The following is a 19,502-nucleotide window of genomic DNA, read 5'->3' as shown; positions in this document are numbered from 1 at the left end:
TTCAATTTTTAATGTTCAAAGATGAAATACACATTTACCTTATGCTTTTTAGCAGCCATTAATTTCCTTACTGTTGCGCAGGAAAACCATAAACCAACAGATACTCGTTTGCAGGGAATGGATTCCTTAATGAATAAGATTTTAAAAGATCAGAATGTAGCAGGTTTTTCTGTGGCGATCATAGAAGGCGATCAGGTACTATACAGCAAAGGTTTTGGATACAGAGATGTAGAAAACAAGAAGCCGGTGACTCCAAATACCCTTTTTGCGATAGGTTCGAGTAGCAAGGCCTTTACCTCTGGTTTATTGGGGATGTTGCAAAAGGAAGGAAAGCTTTCTCTTGATGGCAATGCGGTATCATATCTTCCACAATTGCGGTTTTTTAATGACAACATGAATAACCAGATTACAGTACGGGATATGATGACACATCGTACCGGCTTATCTCGTTATGATCTTTCCTGGTATATTTTTAATACCAGTAACCGCGACAGTATCATTAACCGAGTACGCTATATGGAACCTAATGCGGGTATAAGAGAAAAATGGCAGTACAACAATTATATGTTTTTGGCCCAAGGGATGATTGCCGAAAAATTAACCGGAAAAACCTGGGAGCAGAACATCAAAGAACGATTTTTTTTACCCTTAGATATGAACCGCTCAACGACTTCAGTGCTGGAGTTTGAGAAAGATCCTGACGCTTCCCTACCTTATAAAACAGAGGGGAATAATGTGAAAAAGATGGATTATTATAATATTGATGGTATGGGGCCTGCAGGAAGTATCAATAGTAGCGCAAATGATATGGCCAATTGGGTTAAATTATGGATCTCCAAGGGTAAGTATAATGGAAAAGAAATTCTGCCAGGCAGTTATGTTGCCGAAGCAGCGAGCTCCCAAATGGTTAGGGATGGTGGCTTGCCATCTGCAATACCGGATATTTACATGAACAATTATGGTTTAGGATGGATGATCGGCTCTTATAGAGGGCATTATCAGGTAGAACATGGTGGAAATATAGATGGCTTTAGTGCTAGTGTTTCCTTTTTTCCAAGTGATAAAATTGGTGTGGTTGTATTGACCAATCAGAATAGTTCTGAGGTTCCGGAAATTGTGCTAAACAGCATTGCCGATAGGTTCTTCAAGTTAAAAACGATTGACTGGAATGGTAAAGCTCTTCAAGAAAGGGAAGAAAATAAGAAAAAAGAAGAGTTGGCTAAAAAATCGAAACTTGTAAAAGATATTCCAAACACCAAACCATCGCATCCCTTAAAAGACTATACAGGTTTATTTGCAAATCCAGCGTATGGACAAATAGATATTTCTGTCAAGAATGACTCCTTATTTGCAAAAATGGGGAAATATAGCTTTTGGTTAAAGCATAGCTATTATGACGTGTTTAATTTGAGAGAGGTAGAGAAAGACGGGAAAGCGGATACTTCAGAAAGCAGCATGAAAATTAATTTTGCAGGAGATCTGGATGGAAAAATAAGTAGTTTATCCAGTTCCTTAGAGCGAGGTATGAAAGAAACCATCTTTACTTCTATACCTAGGTTGGTTAAGCTGGACCTTAAAACACTAGAACAATATGTTGGAGAATACATGCTCGGAAAGATCCTGACTAAGGTGTCTGTTAGAGGAAATACCTTGTACATATATGTTCCGGGGCAACAAGAATATGAAACGGTTGCTTTAGGAGCGCATGCTTTTAAAATAAAAGCATTAGATGGGTTTAGCGTTAAGTTTGAGATAAACGACAAGAGAAAGTCTGAATCCATGTTATTTATCCAGCCTAATGGATCATTCAAAGCAATGCGAAAAGAAAAATAATTTGTTCTTCTATTATTAATGAAAAGCTGCTGCAGTACATCTTCCAGGATGACCTGGGGCAGCTTTTTCCTTTCTGTCCAAGACCTGGACTGATTTCAAAACAACACCTCCTTCTTTCTGTTTTTTGGTTGTACTCATTTAAGTTGTGTAATCGTAGGTTTTTGCTAATTAATGCATTATATTTATTTTAATGTCAATAATTAATAAAAATTTGACTCTATAGTATCTTATTAGTTTTCTTGGATGTCTTTTTTGTGATATGCCTTGCTGAATGTATTTACTATAGGGGGGTGTTTCTATCAGTTTAACCTTAAAACACACGCAAATGATCAGGTATCTAAATCCGAAGTAGGCGCAGCTCGCGCGTTAAAAAATCATCTACCATCCTCAATCAATCCTATTGTTAACTATGGAGGCCATTTTTTATAGGCATGGCGACAGCTATGTCCGATTTTGCCTCATTTAAACCCAAACCATTATGAAAATGACTTTAATAAGAATCGAACGGATCTTAAGCAAACTTCTTTTATTAAAAGAAAAGGGTTATTTAATGGAAGCGGTAGTACTTCAAGAAGAAGTGTGGCTGGACATCCAGGATGTGATGAAGTTATTGCGTATTAGCCATAGCACTTTTTACCGGAAACTGAAAGAATGCAATTGGAAGGAAAAGGAAATTGCCGGTCGGAAATACTATTTAAAATCATCCATCCTTTAAGCCCCGGACTGTCATATTAAACCAAATTGTATCAATAAGTCCCAAGTTGAATCACAAGCTTCTCTTTTCTAGGTTCTTAGTTTATGGATTGATACGTTTGAATTGTAATGTTTAAAGCGATTTCTGTGGCGCCCAGAAAAAGCGGCTTGCAAGCAACTTACGATTCAACAGATTAATTAAATTTTAAAACAAAAGAAAATGGGAAGATTATTTGCAGGTCCATGGATGGACGTAAGAGGTAAAGTAGGAAATAACGTAGGACGTTATGTAAACGGCGAAAACATCTTCGCTGTTAAGCCACATAAATCTAATAAAAAACCGACACTAATCCAGTTAAATCAACAGGATGTATTCGGTAAAGTTACCAGTATGGTTAACGGTTGGAAAGATTTGATTGCAGAAGGATTTAGAACGGGTTCTTCCCGACAGAGTCCAAGGAATGCTGCAATAGAATACAATCTAGAAAAGGCAATAACCGGAAAAGCTCCGAACAGAGTACTAGACTATTCAGCATTTACTTTTAGTCGTGGGAGTCTTCCAGGGGCGCAAAATGTGAAGGTGATCAATTCGCTTGATGATCCTTATTTTTTAACCTTTACCTGGTCGAAAGATTCGAATGATTCTGAGGCAAAAGATACCGATTTCATTAATTTCATGATTCATTGCCCATCTACCGGGCGTAACACAAAACTGATCAAAGTTGTTGAAAGATCTGCCTTGACATTGGAGATGCCAATCCCTTTTGATTATAGCGGGAAACAAATTGAGTGTTATGTGAATTTCATGAGTACGGATGGATTGAAGGTTTCTGACTCTCAATATGCTGGAAGCCTACTGAAGGTTTAAATAATGAACACCCATTAGCCAAGGCTGGTGGGTGTTTTTCTTGAAATACATCCAATAATTGAACCTTACAAAGACAAATTATGAAACAATTAAGTATAAATATACCCGATGTGATGTTGGGTGTTACAGGCAAAATGGGCTTATTGCTGATCGCGCTCTTGCTGTTCTGGCCATTCGGACAGCAGCTGATGATGGATTTAGATGTGAATGCAGGTTATATTGACCCGGGAATCTGGCTACTGCTATTACTGAGCATTATCGCCTTTTTAATATTGGTTGGCCTGAGCTATTGGCTGCTCCAATGTTTATGGAAAGGCTTAGGACTTCCAGAGATAGATATCATGGTTTTACAGTTTAGAAAAATCGAATTATGGCAACAGTTAGGTTTATTATGGGCATGCTTTGTATCACTGCTCTTAGCGGGAGTAGGCTGCCTGATCGCGATCTGCTAAATGCAGAGATCACTTCGATTAAGAAGGAAACAGCGATCCGTAAAAGGATTGTTGCGATTGCAGCGCAGGAATTGGGTGTTCGGGAAAAAACAGGAAATAATGATGGCGCAAGGGTGGAGGCATATTTGAAGGCTATTCAACTGGGAAAGGGGCATGCCTGGTGTGGCGCATTTGTGAGCTGGGTATATGGAAAAGCAGGCCAGGCTCAGCCAAGAATTGGTTGGACACCATCTTTGTTCCCTTTCCGGCGCTTAACGAGATCAGCCCTTCCTGGAGATGTATTTGGGGTTTATTTCCCAGCTTTAAAACGGATCGCCCATGCGGGGCTGGTGGAAAAAACCAGTTCTGATTGGGTACTTACCCTGGAAGGAAATACAAATTTGAAAGGGAGTAGGGAAGGTGATGGCGTATATAGAAAAAGAAGGCACAAACGGACGATTTTCCGGTTTGCAAATTGGATTAAGCAAGAACATAAATCATGAAGCACGGTTTTTTTATCCTGATAGGTATTTGTCTTTTTCAGTGTTTTATTGGTTGTTCTTTATTTCAAAAGACCAGATCCAGTAGCTTGAGATCTGCAATGAAAACTAAAGAAGAATCGACTAAATCTGTACAATTGAAAACGATGGATCAGCGCGTTGGCTGGTCCTTATCGAGCATTGATGATTCTTTAAACTCCTCCTCAACAGTCGTTATTTGGCCAAAGGGGGAATTTAGTTTCTCTCCATTAGGCGGTTTTTCAGGCATGGCAGAAAAAGTAATGATCTCCGGACAGCTAAAATCCGGGCGTAAGTCGGTGGAAGAGAAAATACAAGTAGCAGAACAGCATCAGGCTGCGCAGCTTAAAGAGGAGCAGGGAAAGGTAGTAGATGGGAGCCGAAAGGAAACTATAAAAGAGCGGTTTCCAGTTTCGGGATGGTGGTGGTGTGTAATCATTATCCCGATATTATTTGCATTGAGATGGGCATACAATAATTATCAGTTTTTCTTCGGCCAAAGCAAAATATAGATTTTGTTACTGGTGTAAAATATCAGTAAAAAATAAAGAATGCCAATCCATAATTTGTGACTGGTATTCTTAGGACTTTAAGCTAGATTTGGTGATCTATTAAAGAAATATTTTCTGGCAAAGGGTAGGGTTGTTCTTGTAAAGGCAAATCAGTTGTCTACAAAGTATTCCGGGGAGAACTCTGCAATTGGATAAAGTGAATATTATCCTCGTAAATAAATATTAAAAGTTATGTTATATAAATTCTCAGTATTAATATTAGTGCTTGTAATTAGTGGTTGCGTGATGGATAGAAAGAGTGAGGTAGTTGCTATTAATAACAATACAACTTCAGGGGTTCTTGTTGTACAAAATACAAATACAAATATTGCAGATAGTTTGGTTTTTAATGGCTATGTGGATCAGATTCAACTTAGTCCTGGAGAAATTACAAGTATATGGGTGCCTTATATATCTATAAAAAAATTACCAAACAGTGAAAAAACAACTTTTTCCTTTTTTAATGTTGATTCATTAGAAAAATATCGAAAACTAAAAAAAATGAAAGGAATAATTAAATCATCTTTAATCCGAAAGTTTTCAATCCAGTTGAATAAGGTCCAGGATCCTGTAGATATGGTATACGTAATTGAACCGTTTTAACGAAGCACTGTGATTATGGGGCCAGGTTTTATGATCCGGTAATAGGTCGTTTCAACACGATAGATCCACTTGCTGATATTTCTAGGAGAAATAGTCCTTATGGATATGCTTTAAATAATCCTATACGGTTCATTGATGGTATGTATGCAGGGAAGCTGGAATATATAAGAAGGGAGATAAGGATTTTGACGATGTTTTAAGTTACTTTGGAGCCGGAAAGAACAATCAAAACTCCCCCCAAGAACAAGATCAAGAAAAAAAACACGAATAAAAGAGGAGGTACCAAAGACGCTTTAGGTGATGGTGGGAAAGTAAAGTATAACGGGAAAGGATATTTTAAGTCTAATTTTATTGGTCCAGGTCCAGATGTTGATCCTGCAGAATTAGACCTTCAGCCTTTGGATATGATTGATTTAGGAGCCTTCAATCATGACAGGTCATACTTCCAAAATAAAGCAAGTGGACTGTCGGGGGCGTTGTTCGATATGAAAGTAAGGGAAGCCGATATTAAATTAGCAATGGATGCATTGTATGTAATGGAACAATATAAAAAGGGTGGGATTGACCCAGTAACAAAGGAGAAAATCTCTGAACGAACTTATAATATGGCTTCATTGGTTTATTCTGCTTTCTCAAGAATTGGAATTACAAAAGAGGCAAGACATCAAGTGGCATCACCAGTATCCAATTTTTTTAATAACTTAAACGTAAGTTTTAATGCGTTTGTAAAAACATTAAGGCTACAGTAAAAGCAAATTTGTCATATGAAGTATTTTAAATTAAAAAATAAGTTCTTTGTTCATGTTTTCTTTTTTGCATTTTTAGCAGGATGTGTTTCAAAAAATAATGAAATAGAAGTTAATAAATTATTAGATTTCGATATAAGTCCCAATGGGCAGTCTATTGTGTTTTCATGGTTAAAGGAAAATAGTAAGGCCACAGTTTATCAAGCTAATATTGATGGGACTGAACCGCATGAAATTGTCCATCTAAGTGATAGCCTCTCTTCTTATCTTCCGAGGTATTCGCATGACGGAGATAAAATTGTATTAGTACGTCGTAAATTTGGAGCAATAAACAGTTCGATTTGGATTACGGATGCTAATGGATTAAAACAGATTACCGATAGTAACAGTCTGGTCGTTGAGGCGATTTTTTCCCATGATGACGTAAATCTCTATTTTTCTAAAGCTAATGACTATGATTCATATTCTCCCCTAGCTAGTAAAGCTGCTCATGGTTTTGATATCTATTTATTTGATCTTTTCAAGAAAGAGTCTGTTAAAGTATCTAATTTAAATGCTTATAGTTTATACAATATTACAGATTTGAACAATAATGAAATGTTGCTGAGTATGCATCATAAAAACGACGGTGTCTTCATCTACAGAAAAAGCAAGAATGTTTTTGAAAGAATTGTGGCATCAAATGGTGTTGGCAATACATCAGGGTACTCTAATCCCGTTGTAGTTGACTCAGTTAATATTGTTTGTTCATCGTATTATGAGTTAGTGGATTTCAATACAGAATCTAAAACAGAAAAACAAATATTGGCGTCAACAGGAACACATTTTAAAATAATTCGTTTTAATAGAAAATTAAGGAAAATCTTTTTTCAAAAGAGGGATGATTCAAACAGCATTTTTTCTGTTAATATTGATGGTTCGGATTTGAGGGAAATTCCTATTAATATTAAATAAGTATTTGTATATCAGTACGATTATGGGGTAAGGTTCTATGATCCGGTGATCGCTAGTAACATTAGTTTAAAACAACACAGTTCATGGAATACCCCATTTTAAAGAAATTATTTGTCTATACATTGTTGTTGATTGTGGTGGATCTTTTTATAAACATCATACTTAATTTAATTCAGGGCAATCCGGGAATTGTAATTGCCGGATCTGTAATACTTCGTGTCTTTTTTTTATTGCTGTTTTTTCCTTCAGTAGGATGCCTAATGTTTCTTCTATTTAAAAATAGAGGTCACTATATTCCTTTATTTCTAACAACAATTACAGTGTATTTAATGATACCCTCAGTGGTCTATCTTTTAAAGAGTAATAACAAAAATCTCATGGAGGTTTACATAGATTTACATGCTGATTTTTATATGTTTGCGATTATTTTCTTGCCTTATATTCTGGCGAGTTTTATTTGTGTAATAGTGTCAAGTAAAACTAGACTCTTTTGAGTAAACAACTAAACATCTAGCACAATAGGAGGGATTTTGCAGCCTGTTTCATTTCAATACTTATTGAAGGAGATGGACCTTCAGATCATCAACATCATAAATATTCAACAGAAGTGAGAGCAAATCAGTTGTCTACAAAGTATTCCGGGGAGAACTCCGCAATTGGAAAAAGTGAATATTATCCTCGTAAATAAATATTAAAAGTTATGTTATATAAATTCTCAGTATTAATATTAGTGCTTGTAATTAGTGGTTGAGCGATGGATAGAAAGATTCTTGTTGCAAAAAAAACTATTCCACATCTTACAGATAGTTTAGTTTTTATTGACTATCTAGATCAAACTTATATTAATAGTGGGGAAATAAGGGGCATATCGTTACCTTTTGGCAATTTGAAAAATCTACCTGCAAGTGAAATAGCGTATTTTTACATTTTTAATGTTGATTCATTAGAAAAATATCGAAAATTAAAAAAACGGTTGAAGCATTTGCATTTGACGAAGGCTATATAATAGCTAGACAAAAGGATAATAAAGATTGCTCGAAGATTGATTTTTCTAAAATGCCGATGACATATTGGATAATAGATAAAAAGAGAAAAGCTACTTATGGTCCACTGTAAGCTTACCCAAAAGGCGTTCTTGATTGGATTTCAGATGTAGTAAATAAACTTTAATATGATAGATATTGTAAAAATTTTAGAACGCTTTTCAGAATCTTTTAATACAGAATCACATCACATTGATGAATTTGTTACTGAGAGTTCTTTTCAAACTAAAAAAGATATTTTTTTTGATAGTATCAACGTTTTTAATGAGTTTATTTCTAACGCTGCGAATTATTCACTTGCAACTACACAAATTGATTTGCAATTTGAATTATTAAATTGTGGAAATTTTATTAGAACGGTCCCTAAATCTATTGATTCATTAATAAACTTACTAGATGAAAGCACAATGCCAGAAATCACAATATATACTCCTAAGAAGGAAATTTGGAGGCCTAAACTAGAAATGTACTTTTGTCCTATTCCCTTTAATATCAGCGCTGTTGGTGAAGATGTGCATGTTCTGTATGAAGAGTATCGTACAATGGAAGAGCACGAATCAAATGAGGAATTCTTGTCATGGCTAACGTTGTCATATCTCATAAGTTAACCTCATGCTAATTTAGTGGCTTTGTTAATTAACTAATAGACTGCATAAGTGTTTATGTAGCCTATTGTTGGCACCTGGAATACTAAATACTTTGGAATGAAAACCAATGGAGATTTTATAGTTACAGGTGGAAAGGTTGGGATTGGAACTACGATTCCGAATTCATTGTGTCCGGTTTCTAGATGGTGGTGGTTTTTACTGATCATTCCGATTAATTGGATTGAGGTGGCTAATTTCTATCGGAAAATAATGTGATGAACCCAATGTTATATTGGGTTCATCACATTTAAAATTTTAAGATTTTTTTACTATTAAATTGAGGAGTAGTTTTTATTTTCATATTAATATCCCTAATAAATACGAGCTTGTGTACAGACCTTAGTCGTACTTAGCATATGTCGATACGGGCACATACGAATGATACATAATCACCTATTTCTATGTCACCTGGCAAAGGACTATCAAGTTCTAAAATAAATTCTCCAACTTTTACCTGGCTATTGTCTTTATCAATCACACAACCAGATAGGCTATACGCGAAGCCTGTTCCTTCCTTTTCTATGGAAAATACCTTCTCATCTTTCAATAGATATATATGTTCTGCATGCAGCGTATATAAAGGTAAGGGCACTTCATCTCCTACATCCTGATCTAAGGGACATGCAAAACAAATAATATTAAAATTCTCATCAGAAATGTAAACCTCAGCCTCTTTTGCTTCCTCCGACAACCATTCTATTTTATCAATTTTAATCATTTTTATTGTTTCATTTAACGACTAAATGTATTTGGGGCCTTTTTAATAAGGAATGAAAGTGGTTTAATATGGTAGGTTGTAATATTTCCTGTAGCTCTATTCAATCCTACAAAACCAAAATCACTACTTTTTCCACCAAAAAACCTAACATATCCATTCATTTCAGGCACGAAAGTACCATTTTTGATAATAAAATTTGCATCCGTCATATAATTCTTAAGATTGTACGAAGACTCACCGATTTTATTCATAATCTCTTTTCCATGCTTCGAAAAGTGAGCCACCTCCTCATCACCACCGAACTTCTTATCAAAAGCTTTTTGACTCCATAAAGCTGCGTCATTGCTTGCGTCATCAGCGCTTTGATTGATTGTCCTGCCACCAAATTCAACCATTGTCAGCTGTCCTGGGTTTACCTGAGCACCTCTACCAGTCCATATACTCACTCCTGGAGGAGCACTCATTCCTCCCATAGCACCGGCAGTCAATACACTCAATAAGGCTGATTTACCTATAGAACCAGGAGAAATAGGGTCACCAAAATAAGCCATATTACCATAACCCTGAATAGTGGCAGAAAATGTAGAACCTACAGCGCCAACAACTATTCCTCCTAAAACACTGAATGCCAGTAGTACTGGGGTAGTGATGTCTGAAGTTCTAAGCTATGATGATATGGGCAATATTTCCAGCTTAAATAGGGATGGTAAAGGAGTAAGTGCTTATAGTTATACCGGAAATCGGCTTAATAAAGTTACAGGAGATACCTTAACTACAGATTTGTATCAATATGATTTAAATGGAAATGCTGTTTTTGATGGACGGAATAAAGTGCAGCTTACTTATAATCAGTTGAATCTGCCAGCTACAGCTACAAAAACAGGACTGAATTTAAGTTATACTTATAGTGCAGATGGCATTAAATTACAGAAAATAAGCAATGGAACCGTTAGAAATTATATTGATGGCATAGAGTACAATGGGAATATTATTGATGTGATTCATACAGAAGATGGACTGGCCAGAAATAATGGAGGTACGTTTAGTTATGAATATAACCTCAACGATCATTTAGGAAATGTAAGGTATAGCTTTAGGAAGAACACCAATAATGCAATTGAGCGTATTCAGAGTGATGATTATTATGCTTTTGGCTTAAGAAAATCATCTGGTTCTCCAGTTTCATTGAATGATAAGTATCTTTACAATGGAAAAGAGATTCAGGATGAGTTAGGTGGACAGTATGATTACGGGGCACGTTTCTATGACCCGGTGATAGGCAGGTGGAATGTGGTGGATCCCAAAGCTCAACTTCTTGAAATGTCATCGCCATACGTGTATGCATTAAATAGCCCTACTTCTTTTATTGACAAGGATGGAGAACTGCCAATATATATCGGTGGAAAAACTAAATATGATAGCGAGCGTAATAGCAGGACATACTGGGATGCTCAAATACTAGCAACTATTGCTGGCTCAGGAATACCTAATCCTGGTCATAGGCCTTGTTTGTTGACGGCAATCGATATTTGTATCAACTAGGAAACACCAGAGAAGTTAGGCGAGCTGGTCTTGGTGAAGGAGAGGCAGAAGAAGGCCGAATAAGAGCGGGTTATGATGTAGGTAAAGCTGATTTTAGAAAAATACTTTCTCAACTGGAGAGAGATCCTAAGACAGGGAAAATAACAGAGAAAATCCAAATATATACACATAGCAGAGGAGCAGCCTTTGGCGCAGGATATACGGAAGCTTTACTAGAAATGATAAGGCAAAATGCGGATGAATTTGCAGATGCTGTAAATGAAATAGATTTTGTTTACAATATGGCTCCGCATGGAGCATCAAACATAACTTCACCACAAGGAGTAAATTCATATGCTCATCATCATAACAGAGATAAGCTTTCTGAAAACGGCATGAAGGGTGTACTTGGAGACTTTTCAAGTGCTGAAAAAATGCCGGAGGTTTTTTTTGCTGCTCATGCGAATGGATCGTTTGTTAATGATTTGAGAGCTTTTTTAAGTGCATGGAAAAATAATAAAAATAATTCCGCATAATTAATTGATGATTTTGTGAAGATAATGAGGGAACTAGGAATTACAGTAACAGTACATTAACTTAAAACTAAAATATGAAGAAGTCGATTTTCTTAAGATTACTAATATATATTGTATTAGTGATCTTATTTAGAGTAACATACATAATTGTAGGATATTTGCTTGGATTTGGATCCTCATCGGATCATTTTAAATCAGAATTAAATCTTGATATTATATTTTTCTTTTTGAACGTTTTATCATTTTGGATTTTCATTAGATTTATAGCACGGCCTCCAAAAGGATATTTGGAATTTATTATTGTGTCTGCTCTTACACTGGTATTTTATGTGTTGCAATTCGTATATTTCTATCAAAACCATTTCTTCAAGTAAGTCATTCTCCATCTTTTTGTTTTGTAATCTACAAGTTGTGTTTTTGGGTACCCAAAAACTACTTGGCTTCGCTTATGAGCGAAGGAGAAATGAAACCGTCGCAACTAGGTTTCTGTCCCATAGTGCTACTTACTGCCTTTTAAGAGTTCGTTCTTTTCCAGTTCAGCTTGCAGCAGGCGTTCATAAAGTTCCATTACTTTGTCCAGCGGGTTAAAAGTGCACTGGAAGTTAAAAGAACTCTGATCGTGAAAGTAGTTGATAATGGGCATCTTCACTAAAGTTCCTGATCGGATCTGATGAACGATGTACAGTTGTACTCTGGTTCAGGGGAAAATAGCTTCAATAGCATTAGGAAAGCCTTTCATGCCATTTATGTAAGCGATCAGGATATCTTCCAAACCCCGGTTCCTAAGATCGTTAAGTATATTGAGCCAAAACTTGGGACCTTAATATTCTGAACTGTACAGGCTCAGCGCATCCTTTTTGTCCTCAATGTCTACACCCATGATATTGTAGATGGCAGGGGTTTACACCGGTTCATTTATTCTTACTTTGAAGAACATACAGTCCAAAAAAGCAAAGGGATAGACAGTTCTAATGGTCTGTTACGCCATTCTTGTAATTTTCCTGTCAAATATTTTTCATTAGAATTTATTGGTTCATTGGTACGTGTTTTATATATAAATACGTTTTGTCTATTTTTAAGCTTTTATTTTTCTTTTAATGTCTTTCTATTCTTTTTAAAAGAAATAAATCTTATATTCGAATAAGCTATTAATATCATTGGTATTCCGTGTTTTCTAAAATAATGGTAATATATCTTTTATGGTAATTGCATCTGCATTTTGGTATTTCCAATAGAACCAAAAATCCAGTATAGATTACCTAATGTTATTACCTGAAATTTATGGTGTAAGCTTCACGCCATAAAATCAAGGGTTTTTCCTAATCAATTTAACTAATCTCTAAAAATCATGAACATGAAAAAAACAGCGACATCTGTCGCAGGGGCTTTGCTATGCCTATTTTTTGAAGACTCAAAAGATGAATGCAAAAAAAAAGGAAGACTTCCGAAGCTTGCTGAACATAGTCAGCAAATGAGAAGAAGGTTGAAGTGTCGAGTCTTATTGACTGGTTTAGTTTTGGCGACAGGAATTTTTACAAGCCCAAATGCGGTAGCACAGCAGGCGGTAGAAAAACACACTGCAGTGTTGCTAGGAGAAAGATTGCCTTCGATACTATGGGAGAAACCCTTTGTGGTTTACCAGAATGGAAAGTACCACACGGAAAGCCTGTCAAAGTATAAAGGCAAAATCATCATTTTGGAGTTCTGGTCGAGTTCCTGTTCTGGTTGTCTAAAAGGTTTTCCAAAAATTAATGCATTACAGAAGCAGTATCCTGATCGGCTTAAGGTTTTTACTGTGAATACAGGAGGATTAAGAGAAACCATTGAGAAAATCGAACATGCCTATAGTTTGCTGGATAAAGATACCAGATCGCTTCCAAGCATAGTAAATGACCGTTTATTACGCACTTTATTTCCATTTCGGGTACTGTCAAGTTGTGCATGGATTAAGCCTGATGGTTCTTTTTATGCTTTCACACCGAGTGAAATGGTAAATGAGCATAATATCGATCAGGTAATTGCTGCCGAGATGATATTGGAAGAAAGAAGAGAGAAAGTAAGGGCAAAACGTAATAAAGCAAGCGATGAAAAATAAAGTAATAATCATGCTATTCCTGGTGTTTATAGCCTCTGCTATAAAGGCTCAGGATGTCTTTATCAAAGACGCGCAAACAGGTCGTCCAATACCTTCAGTAACTATTAGAATATCAGGAGGACTTATATTTAAAAGCGATACTACTGGTTTTGTAAAACTCAAAGTAAATGCGGGCAGACAAAGATTAGAGATCAGTCATGTGGGGTATAAAACCAGGGATACCAATATTGTTTTTCCATACTCAGGGCGACTCAATATCTTTTTGGTTGCCTTGATCAGCACATTAGAGGAAGTTCAGGTCAATACTGGTTATCAGCGGATCGCTAAAGATCGGGTGACAGGTTCATTTTATCAGTTGTCCCCTTCAGTGATCAACCAGCAGGTGAATTCGAATATTTTGAATCGTATTGCAAGTCAAACTAGCGGAATGCTGGTCGATAAACGCACGGCTGCGGTAACTTATCAGATCAGGGGTTTGGGGACGCTTACGGGCAGTGCCATGATGCCATTGATTGTGTTGGATAATTTTCCTTATGAAGGGGATATCAATAATATCAATCCCAACGATATTGAAAGCGTGACTGTATTGAAGGATGCAGCTGCCAGTGCAATTTGGGGTGCAAGAGCTGGAAATGGGGTAATCGTATTGACCAGCAAAAAAGCAAAAATAGGGCAGCCTTTAAATGTTAATGTCAATAGCAGCTGGGGCATTCAAAATCGTCCTGATCTTTTTAGCGCTAACCAACTTAGCCCTGCCTCTACCGTTGAACTTGAACGTTATTTGTTTAATCAGGGACGTTATAAGGACCTGTTTACAGCCAACTCTAGACCTTTCATACCTGAAGTGGCCGAAATACTTCATAAGGTAGAGAAGGGAAAGCTAGAAGCCAGTGTGGCAGAAATACAGCTAGACAAACTTAAACAACAAGATTTGAGAGATGACATGGTTAAGTACCTTTATCAGCCTGGTATAAGTAGCCAATTTGCGATGAATCTAAGTTCGGGCAGTGGTCCAATTCGGTATTTACTATCTACAGGCTATGATCAAAACCGTGACAACCTAAAAGGAAATGGTAATGATCGGTTTACCCTTAGAACTGACAATAGTATTGACCTGACGAAGAAGTGGAAATTAGATGCCTCCATAATGTTGAGTTTAACTAAGACGGACCTGAATAGCGATGGAGGGTATTCAGCCTATAAGGGCTCATCAGGAGCTGCATCAGTTTATAGTAAACTGGTAGATGAATATGGCAGTCCTTTGCCTTTAGATATCTATTATCGGAGCGTTTATACGGATACAGTTGGGAAGGGTAAATTGTTGGATTGGAAATATAGACCGGTGGAAGCGCTTGCCTACAACGATCGGACAAATAAAAATAATGAAGTAGTCTTAAATTTGGGAAGCAGTTACCAGATTCTAGATTGGCTGACTGCAACGATCAGTTATCAATACCGTCAGAATCGCCAGGAAAACCGTAAATATTATGCTAAGGAAGACTATTATGCACGTAACCTGATTAATCTATTTACCCAGGCGGGCAACGTTCCGAAATATATTATTCCAATAGGTGGAATTCTGGACGAAGGGCGTATTCAAAATTCATCCACATCATTACGGAGCCAGTTAAACGTAAATAAGCATTGGGGTGCTAACCATAGTCTTAACGCGATTGTTGGTGCTGAAAAAAGGGAAAATATTGGAACCTTGCAATCTGTGATGTTGTATGGCTATGATCCAGAAACATTGACAAATACCTCGATTGATTTTAGCAATTCTTATTCGGTTTATGATAATCTCAAAGGGAAATCTTACGTGAATGGTGCTGCAAAGTCAAAAGGCACCAATAACAGGTTTGTTTCAGTGTATGCTAATGCAGCTTATAGCTATCTGAGCAGGTATACGGTTTCTGCGAGTATTCGTAAGGATGCATCCAACCTGTTCGGCATTCAAACCAATCAGAAATGGGTGCCTTTATGGTCGGCAGGATTGCTATGGGATGTAGATAGGGAAACATTTTTCAAACCTGAATGGCTGCCCAGGTTAAAAATTAGAATGAGTTATGGTTTTAGTGGGAACTTAGACCAATCTGCATCTTCGCTAACTAAAATAATATATATAGGTGCTGGATTGTCTCCAATAAACATCCCTTCCGTAAATGTAAGCTCACCACCAAACCCTACACTGAGGTGGGAAAAAACAGAACAGTTAAATCTAGGTTTGGATTTCGGTCTTAAAGGTAACCGGATAACTGGAAGCATAGATTATTTCTCAAAATTCTCTTTTGATTTGATGAATGATGCAATCCTTAATCCGACTACTGGTTTTAGTTTTTTTCGCCAAAATTCTGCGGCTATAAAAGCAAATGGCCTGGATTTGGTGCTGAATGGTCAACAGTTAATTGGCACAATTTCATGGCGGCCAACGTTGCTTTTTAGTTATATCAGATACAGTGTAGTGAGAAGTCTGAATTTTACATATACGGATGGGGTGACTACGAATGGGAATTCCATCCTCCCGATATTAGGTTATAATCCTTATACTATTATCAGTTATAAATGGGCAGGTCTTGATCCTACTACTGGCGATCCAATAGGCTTTGTGAATGGCCAGCCAAGTAAAGACTATGCTGCAATTAGTAGAAATCCAATTGAACAGCAAGTTGTTCATGGTTCTGCTTTACCACCGGTTTTTGGACAGCTTAGAAATGCGTTTGCTTGGAAAGGATTAGAACTTACGGTAAATGTCAGCTACAAATTTGGCCATTACCTTAGACGACCTTCTTTAAACTACAATGGAATGTTCAGGAATAGTCTGGGGTATGAGGAGTACGACCAGCGATGGCAACAACCCGGTGATGAACAACGGACCAATGTGCCTTCAATGAAATATCCAGCTGATGCTATGCGGGATGGTTTTTACAATAATGCCAGTATAAATGTACTCAAAGCAGATTTTGTGAAATTGGATGAGCTATACTTATCCTATCGCTTTCAGCCGAAAGCTTTTTTAAAGCAAGCCGAAGTTTATCTGTTCAGTAATCAGTTGAATATAATGCTTTGGAGGGCAAATAAACTAGGTATTGATCCCGAACAGGTTTATCAGCTCAAACAGCCGAAATATTTTGCAGCAGGAATTAAATTAACACTTTAAGACATCAATATGGAAAAGAAATACAAAATAGAAAGATGGATAGTATGTTTAGTACTGGGCATCCTGTTGACAGGACTTGGTGGTTGCAAAAAGTATTTATCAGAAAAGTCAGATAAAAGCATCACCACGCCTTCAAGTTTGACCGACTTATCAGGGATCCTTGATGATTATAGTATTATGAATGGTCAATTTCCTTTTGCAGGAGAAATCAGTGCAGATGATTATTCTGTATTGAGTACTTCATGGTCAGCCTCCTCTGAAAGACAACGTAATTTTTATATCTGGATGAAATCAGACGATATCTCTGTGGACTGGAATGGGCCATATAGAATTATTTTTAATGCAAACTTAATACTGGAAACAATCCCGGATTTGAATATTCCAATTGCCGCGCAAGTAAGCGCAGAGGTACTTAAGGGACAGGCTTTGTTTATCAGGGCATGGTATCATTACGCATTGGCCAACCTATTTGCTCCTGCCTATCAACCTGATCAGGCAAAAGGAACATTGGGGGTTCCTTTGAAGTTGAAGGCTGATATCAATCAAAAAATAACCAGGAGTAGTTTGTTTGATAATTATCAGCAGATTATAAGGGATGCTCAAATGGCGCTTAGATATTTGCCATTAATAGCTAAAGGTAAGTACCTGCCTTCAAAACCAGCAGCCTATGCATTCCTTGCCCGTGTTTATTTGCAAATGCAGGATTATCAGCAAGCAAAACTATATGCTGATTCCTGCCTTACGATTCATCCTGATCTGATAGATTATAACAATATTTCAGCTACTGATGCGATTCCGTTTAGCCAGTTTAATGAGGAGGTGCTCTATGATTGTCGGACTACTGTTGCCGCAATTCTTGGCCAGAACAGGGCTATGGTTGATGATAGGCTCTATAACAGTTATAAAAATAATGATTTGAGAAAAGCTATATTCTTTAAAATGAATACAGATAAAAGTATCGCTTTTAAAGGAAATTATACGGGGTTAAATACAGCCTCAGTTTTCAGTGGATTGGCAAAAGATGAGGTCTGGTTAATCAGGGCTGAATGTTTATTTCGATTAGGTAAAGTTTCTCTAGCATTGAATGACTTGAACTTTTTACTTTCCAAACGGTTTAAAGCAGGGGATTTTGAGCCATATCGTGATACGCCAGACTTTACATTAGCTGTGATCTTACAGGAAAGGAGAAAAGAGCTGTTGTTTCGTAATCTACGTTGGTCGGACTTAAAAAGGCTCAACCTGGAGCCCCAAACTTCTGTGGTATTGAAAAGGATAATCAATAATGTTAATTATGAACTGTTGCCGAACTCCCCAAGGTATGTGCTGCAAATAGATAAAAATGCAATTCTATATAGTGATATAGAGCAGAATCCATAATAGATAAGGGGCTGTGTTAATAGCCCCTTATCTAATTTTTAATTTCTCATAATAATAGTTGAATTTTGTGGTGTTTTACTTACTTCAGAATTCCAAAGTTGCCCCTTTGCTGCGTCGAATTCATCAGTGTCAGGTTGTGTATTTAAAGGTTGATCTGTTTCCAGGTAAACACCGCATACATGCTCCCCGGTTGGACATGATTCGTCACTTCGTTCATAATTGGCAATGTCCTGAATCTCTGGGAGTGTGTACGAATCTAGTTTGTATTGGAATAAGAAGCCTGTAACGTTTTGCTTAGTGGTTTCTTTGGGGGCAGTAAATGCACTCTGCATTACTACCAGGCCGAATCCTAATAAAAGGACTACAAGGCCTAAATTGAATTTTACTGTTTTCATAATATTTTAATTATAGTTTAGTTGCCTTTGACTTTATCTATGCTGTATATGAAGAGACGCGGATCCGCTGAGGCTTATATCACTAAATCGGCATGGATGCTGTTCATTGCGCAGTTATCCAAAATCATCTGGCAAGATTTTTATCTTGTCTAGGGTAGAGTTTGTTTTATTTCTGCTTTCGCTTAAATCTTTGGTAGTAATAATGGGTAGCCCAGAGGCTGAGCATGAGGAAAAATAGGTTGAACCAAAAATGCATGGTCCAGCTCATATGTTGAAATACGCCGCCACAGATACAAGGAACCTGATCGTAATAATTCAATATTACGAGCGCAACATATCCAGTAAACAGGAACATTAAAATACTGGAAAGGATTAAGCCCATCCATCTGCTTCTAGCAAAAACCAGGCATAATGCAGCAGTGATTTCGCTTATCGGAATAAACCAGAACAACAGATCTGCAAAGCCTTGACTAAAAGTCTGATTGTTGAGTTCGTTTCTAAACTCCTTAACATCCACCAATTTGCTGGCTGCGGTACATGCCCATAGGAGGATGAGCAAGAGTTTAATGATTTCAAAAAACAGAGGTTTTTGATTTTCAATCATTAATGTAAAACTACTTTTGTACGCTTTTCTAGTTGATCCTTCAGTTCCCATTGTGTCGTGATTATCTAAACTAAAGGTAGGGAGGCTTTAGAGGGTAATTTGGGTCATTTGACACAAAGAGGAGCTGAGTATGCGGTAGAATTTAAGTATCTTATAAGGTGGAAAAAATAAGGGGCTTGTTCCTTTCGAAACAAGCCCCTTATTAATTTAAACTG

At 36.9% G+C, this 19,502-nt stretch carries 21 protein-coding genes and 2 pseudogenes; 17 read left to right on the top strand and 6 right to left on the bottom strand.

What is annotated here, in order from left to right; translation table 11 throughout:
* Nucleotides 1-21 precede the first annotated feature (21 nt).
* Nucleotides 22-1,833 (top strand): serine hydrolase, encoded by a 1,812-nt coding sequence (locus R2S10_RS18845; RefSeq protein ID WP_316841961.1) that lies wholly within the window; start codon nt 22-24, stop codon nt 1,831-1,833.
* Nucleotides 1,834-1,848: 15 nt separating this feature from the next.
* On the opposite strand, the gene R2S10_RS18840 is transcribed toward R2S10_RS18845, so the two are convergent.
* Complete coding sequence (locus R2S10_RS18840; protein WP_316841960.1) at nt 1,849-1,971, bottom strand: hypothetical protein; 123 nt, start codon at nt 1,969-1,971, stop codon at nt 1,849-1,851.
* 346 nt (nt 1,972-2,317) lie between these two features.
* Here R2S10_RS18840 and R2S10_RS18835 point away from each other — a divergent pair, with 346 nt between their 5' ends.
* From R2S10_RS18835 to R2S10_RS18785, 11 genes and pseudogenes are all read left to right on the top strand, one after another.
* A complete protein-coding gene (locus R2S10_RS18835) occupies nt 2,318-2,548 on the top strand; it encodes a hypothetical protein (protein WP_316841959.1) in 231 nt (76 codons plus the stop codon).
* Nucleotides 2,549-2,746: 198 nt separating this feature from the next.
* Nucleotides 2,747-3,394: a DUF6266 family protein gene (locus R2S10_RS18830; RefSeq protein WP_316841958.1), complete on the top strand. Its 648-nt coding sequence runs from the start codon at nt 2,747-2,749 to the stop codon at nt 3,392-3,394.
* Nucleotides 3,395-3,474: 80 nt separating this feature from the next.
* Nucleotides 3,475-3,846 carry a hypothetical protein gene (locus R2S10_RS18825; protein ID WP_316841957.1) on the top strand — a complete coding sequence of 124 codons (372 nt, stop codon included), beginning with the start codon at nt 3,475-3,477 and terminating at the stop codon, nt 3,844-3,846.
* Nucleotides 3,765-4,328, top strand: coding sequence for a peptidoglycan-binding protein (locus tag R2S10_RS18820; protein ID WP_316841956.1), 564 nt, complete (start codon nt 3,765-3,767; stop codon nt 4,326-4,328). The genes R2S10_RS18825 and R2S10_RS18820 overlap by 82 nt, the downstream gene beginning before the upstream one ends.
* A 98-nt stretch (nt 4,329-4,426) precedes the next feature.
* A complete protein-coding gene (locus tag R2S10_RS18815; RefSeq protein ID WP_316841955.1) occupies nt 4,427-4,855 on the top strand; it encodes a hypothetical protein in 429 nt (142 codons plus the stop codon).
* 231 nt (nt 4,856-5,086) lie between these two features.
* Nucleotides 5,087-5,497, top strand: a complete 411-nt coding sequence (locus tag R2S10_RS18810) for a hypothetical protein (RefSeq protein ID WP_316841954.1) — start codon at nt 5,087-5,089, stop codon at nt 5,495-5,497.
* An 11-nt stretch (nt 5,498-5,508) separates the two neighbouring features.
* Nucleotides 5,509-5,697: pseudogene (locus R2S10_RS18805) on the top strand (RHS repeat-associated core domain-containing protein); the annotation flags it as partial.
* A 6-nt stretch (nt 5,698-5,703) separates the two neighbouring features.
* The gene (locus R2S10_RS18800) at nt 5,704-6,246 is read left to right on the top strand and encodes a hypothetical protein (protein WP_316841953.1); all 543 of its coding nucleotides are present in this window, start codon (nt 5,704-5,706) and stop codon (nt 6,244-6,246) included.
* Between the two features lie 15 nt (nt 6,247-6,261).
* Nucleotides 6,262-7,197 carry a hypothetical protein gene (locus R2S10_RS18795; protein ID WP_316841952.1) on the top strand — a complete coding sequence of 312 codons (936 nt, stop codon included), beginning with the start codon at nt 6,262-6,264 and terminating at the stop codon, nt 7,195-7,197.
* Nucleotides 7,198-8,368: 1,171 nt separating this feature from the next.
* Entirely contained in the window at nt 8,369-8,848 is a 480-nt protein-coding gene (locus tag R2S10_RS18790) for a hypothetical protein (RefSeq protein WP_316841951.1), read from the top strand.
* Between the two features lie 96 nt (nt 8,849-8,944).
* The gene (locus R2S10_RS18785) at nt 8,945-9,103 is read left to right on the top strand and encodes a hypothetical protein (RefSeq protein WP_316841950.1); all 159 of its coding nucleotides are present in this window, start codon (nt 8,945-8,947) and stop codon (nt 9,101-9,103) included.
* A gap of 133 nt (nt 9,104-9,236) precedes the next feature.
* On the opposite strand, the gene R2S10_RS18780 is transcribed toward R2S10_RS18785, so the two are convergent.
* Together R2S10_RS18780 and R2S10_RS18775 are read right to left on the bottom strand one after the other, a co-directional pair.
* The gene (locus R2S10_RS18780) at nt 9,237-9,605 is read right to left on the bottom strand and encodes a hypothetical protein (RefSeq protein ID WP_316841949.1); all 369 of its coding nucleotides are present in this window, start codon (nt 9,603-9,605) and stop codon (nt 9,237-9,239) included.
* Between the two features lie 14 nt (nt 9,606-9,619).
* Nucleotides 9,620-10,156, bottom strand: coding sequence for a hypothetical protein (locus tag R2S10_RS18775; RefSeq protein WP_316841948.1), 537 nt, complete (start codon nt 10,154-10,156; stop codon nt 9,620-9,622).
* Nucleotides 10,157-10,175: 19 nt separating this feature from the next.
* Between R2S10_RS18775 and R2S10_RS18770 the strand changes: the two genes are divergently transcribed.
* Both R2S10_RS18770 and R2S10_RS18765 read left to right on the top strand, forming a co-directional pair.
* Nucleotides 10,176-11,147, top strand: coding sequence for an RHS repeat-associated core domain-containing protein (locus R2S10_RS18770; protein WP_316841947.1), 972 nt, complete (start codon nt 10,176-10,178; stop codon nt 11,145-11,147).
* Entirely contained in the window at nt 11,111-11,662 is a 552-nt protein-coding gene (locus tag R2S10_RS18765) for a hypothetical protein (RefSeq protein WP_316841946.1), read from the top strand. Before R2S10_RS18770 ends, R2S10_RS18765 begins: the two co-directional genes overlap by 37 nt.
* 700 nt (nt 11,663-12,362) lie before the next feature.
* Here the strand turns inward: R2S10_RS18765 and R2S10_RS24735 are convergent.
* Nucleotides 12,363-12,482: pseudogene (locus tag R2S10_RS24735) on the bottom strand (transposase); the annotation flags it as partial.
* 534 nt (nt 12,483-13,016) lie between these two features.
* On the opposite strand from R2S10_RS24735, the gene R2S10_RS18760 reads away from it, so the two are divergent.
* The 3 genes from R2S10_RS18760 to R2S10_RS18750 are packed head-to-tail and all read left to right on the top strand — an operon-like array spanning nt 13,017 to nt 18,288.
* Entirely contained in the window at nt 13,017-13,757 is a 741-nt protein-coding gene (locus R2S10_RS18760) for a hypothetical protein (protein WP_316841945.1), read from the top strand.
* Nucleotides 13,747-16,911, top strand: coding sequence for a SusC/RagA family TonB-linked outer membrane protein (locus R2S10_RS18755; RefSeq protein WP_316841944.1), 3,165 nt, complete (start codon nt 13,747-13,749; stop codon nt 16,909-16,911). Before R2S10_RS18760 ends, R2S10_RS18755 begins: the two co-directional genes overlap by 11 nt.
* A gap of 9 nt (nt 16,912-16,920) precedes the next feature.
* Nucleotides 16,921-18,288 carry a RagB/SusD family nutrient uptake outer membrane protein gene (locus R2S10_RS18750; RefSeq protein WP_316841943.1) on the top strand — a complete coding sequence of 456 codons (1,368 nt, stop codon included), beginning with the start codon at nt 16,921-16,923 and terminating at the stop codon, nt 18,286-18,288.
* A 38-nt stretch (nt 18,289-18,326) separates the two neighbouring features.
* Here R2S10_RS18750 and R2S10_RS18745 read toward each other — a convergent pair whose 3' ends face one another.
* Nucleotides 18,327-18,683 carry a hypothetical protein gene (locus R2S10_RS18745; protein WP_316841942.1) on the bottom strand — a complete coding sequence of 119 codons (357 nt, stop codon included), beginning with the start codon at nt 18,681-18,683 and terminating at the stop codon, nt 18,327-18,329.
* 166 nt (nt 18,684-18,849) lie between these two features.
* Nucleotides 18,850-19,338 carry a MauE/DoxX family redox-associated membrane protein gene (locus tag R2S10_RS18740; RefSeq protein WP_316841941.1) on the bottom strand — a complete coding sequence of 163 codons (489 nt, stop codon included), beginning with the start codon at nt 19,336-19,338 and terminating at the stop codon, nt 18,850-18,852.
* Nucleotides 19,339-19,502 lie beyond the last annotated feature (164 nt).

The organism is Pedobacter gandavensis (assembly GCF_032678745.1).
GTDB lineage: Bacteria > Bacteroidota > Bacteroidia > Sphingobacteriales > Sphingobacteriaceae > Pedobacter > Pedobacter gandavensis_C.
This window is presented reverse-complemented; position numbering and strand designations above follow the sequence as displayed.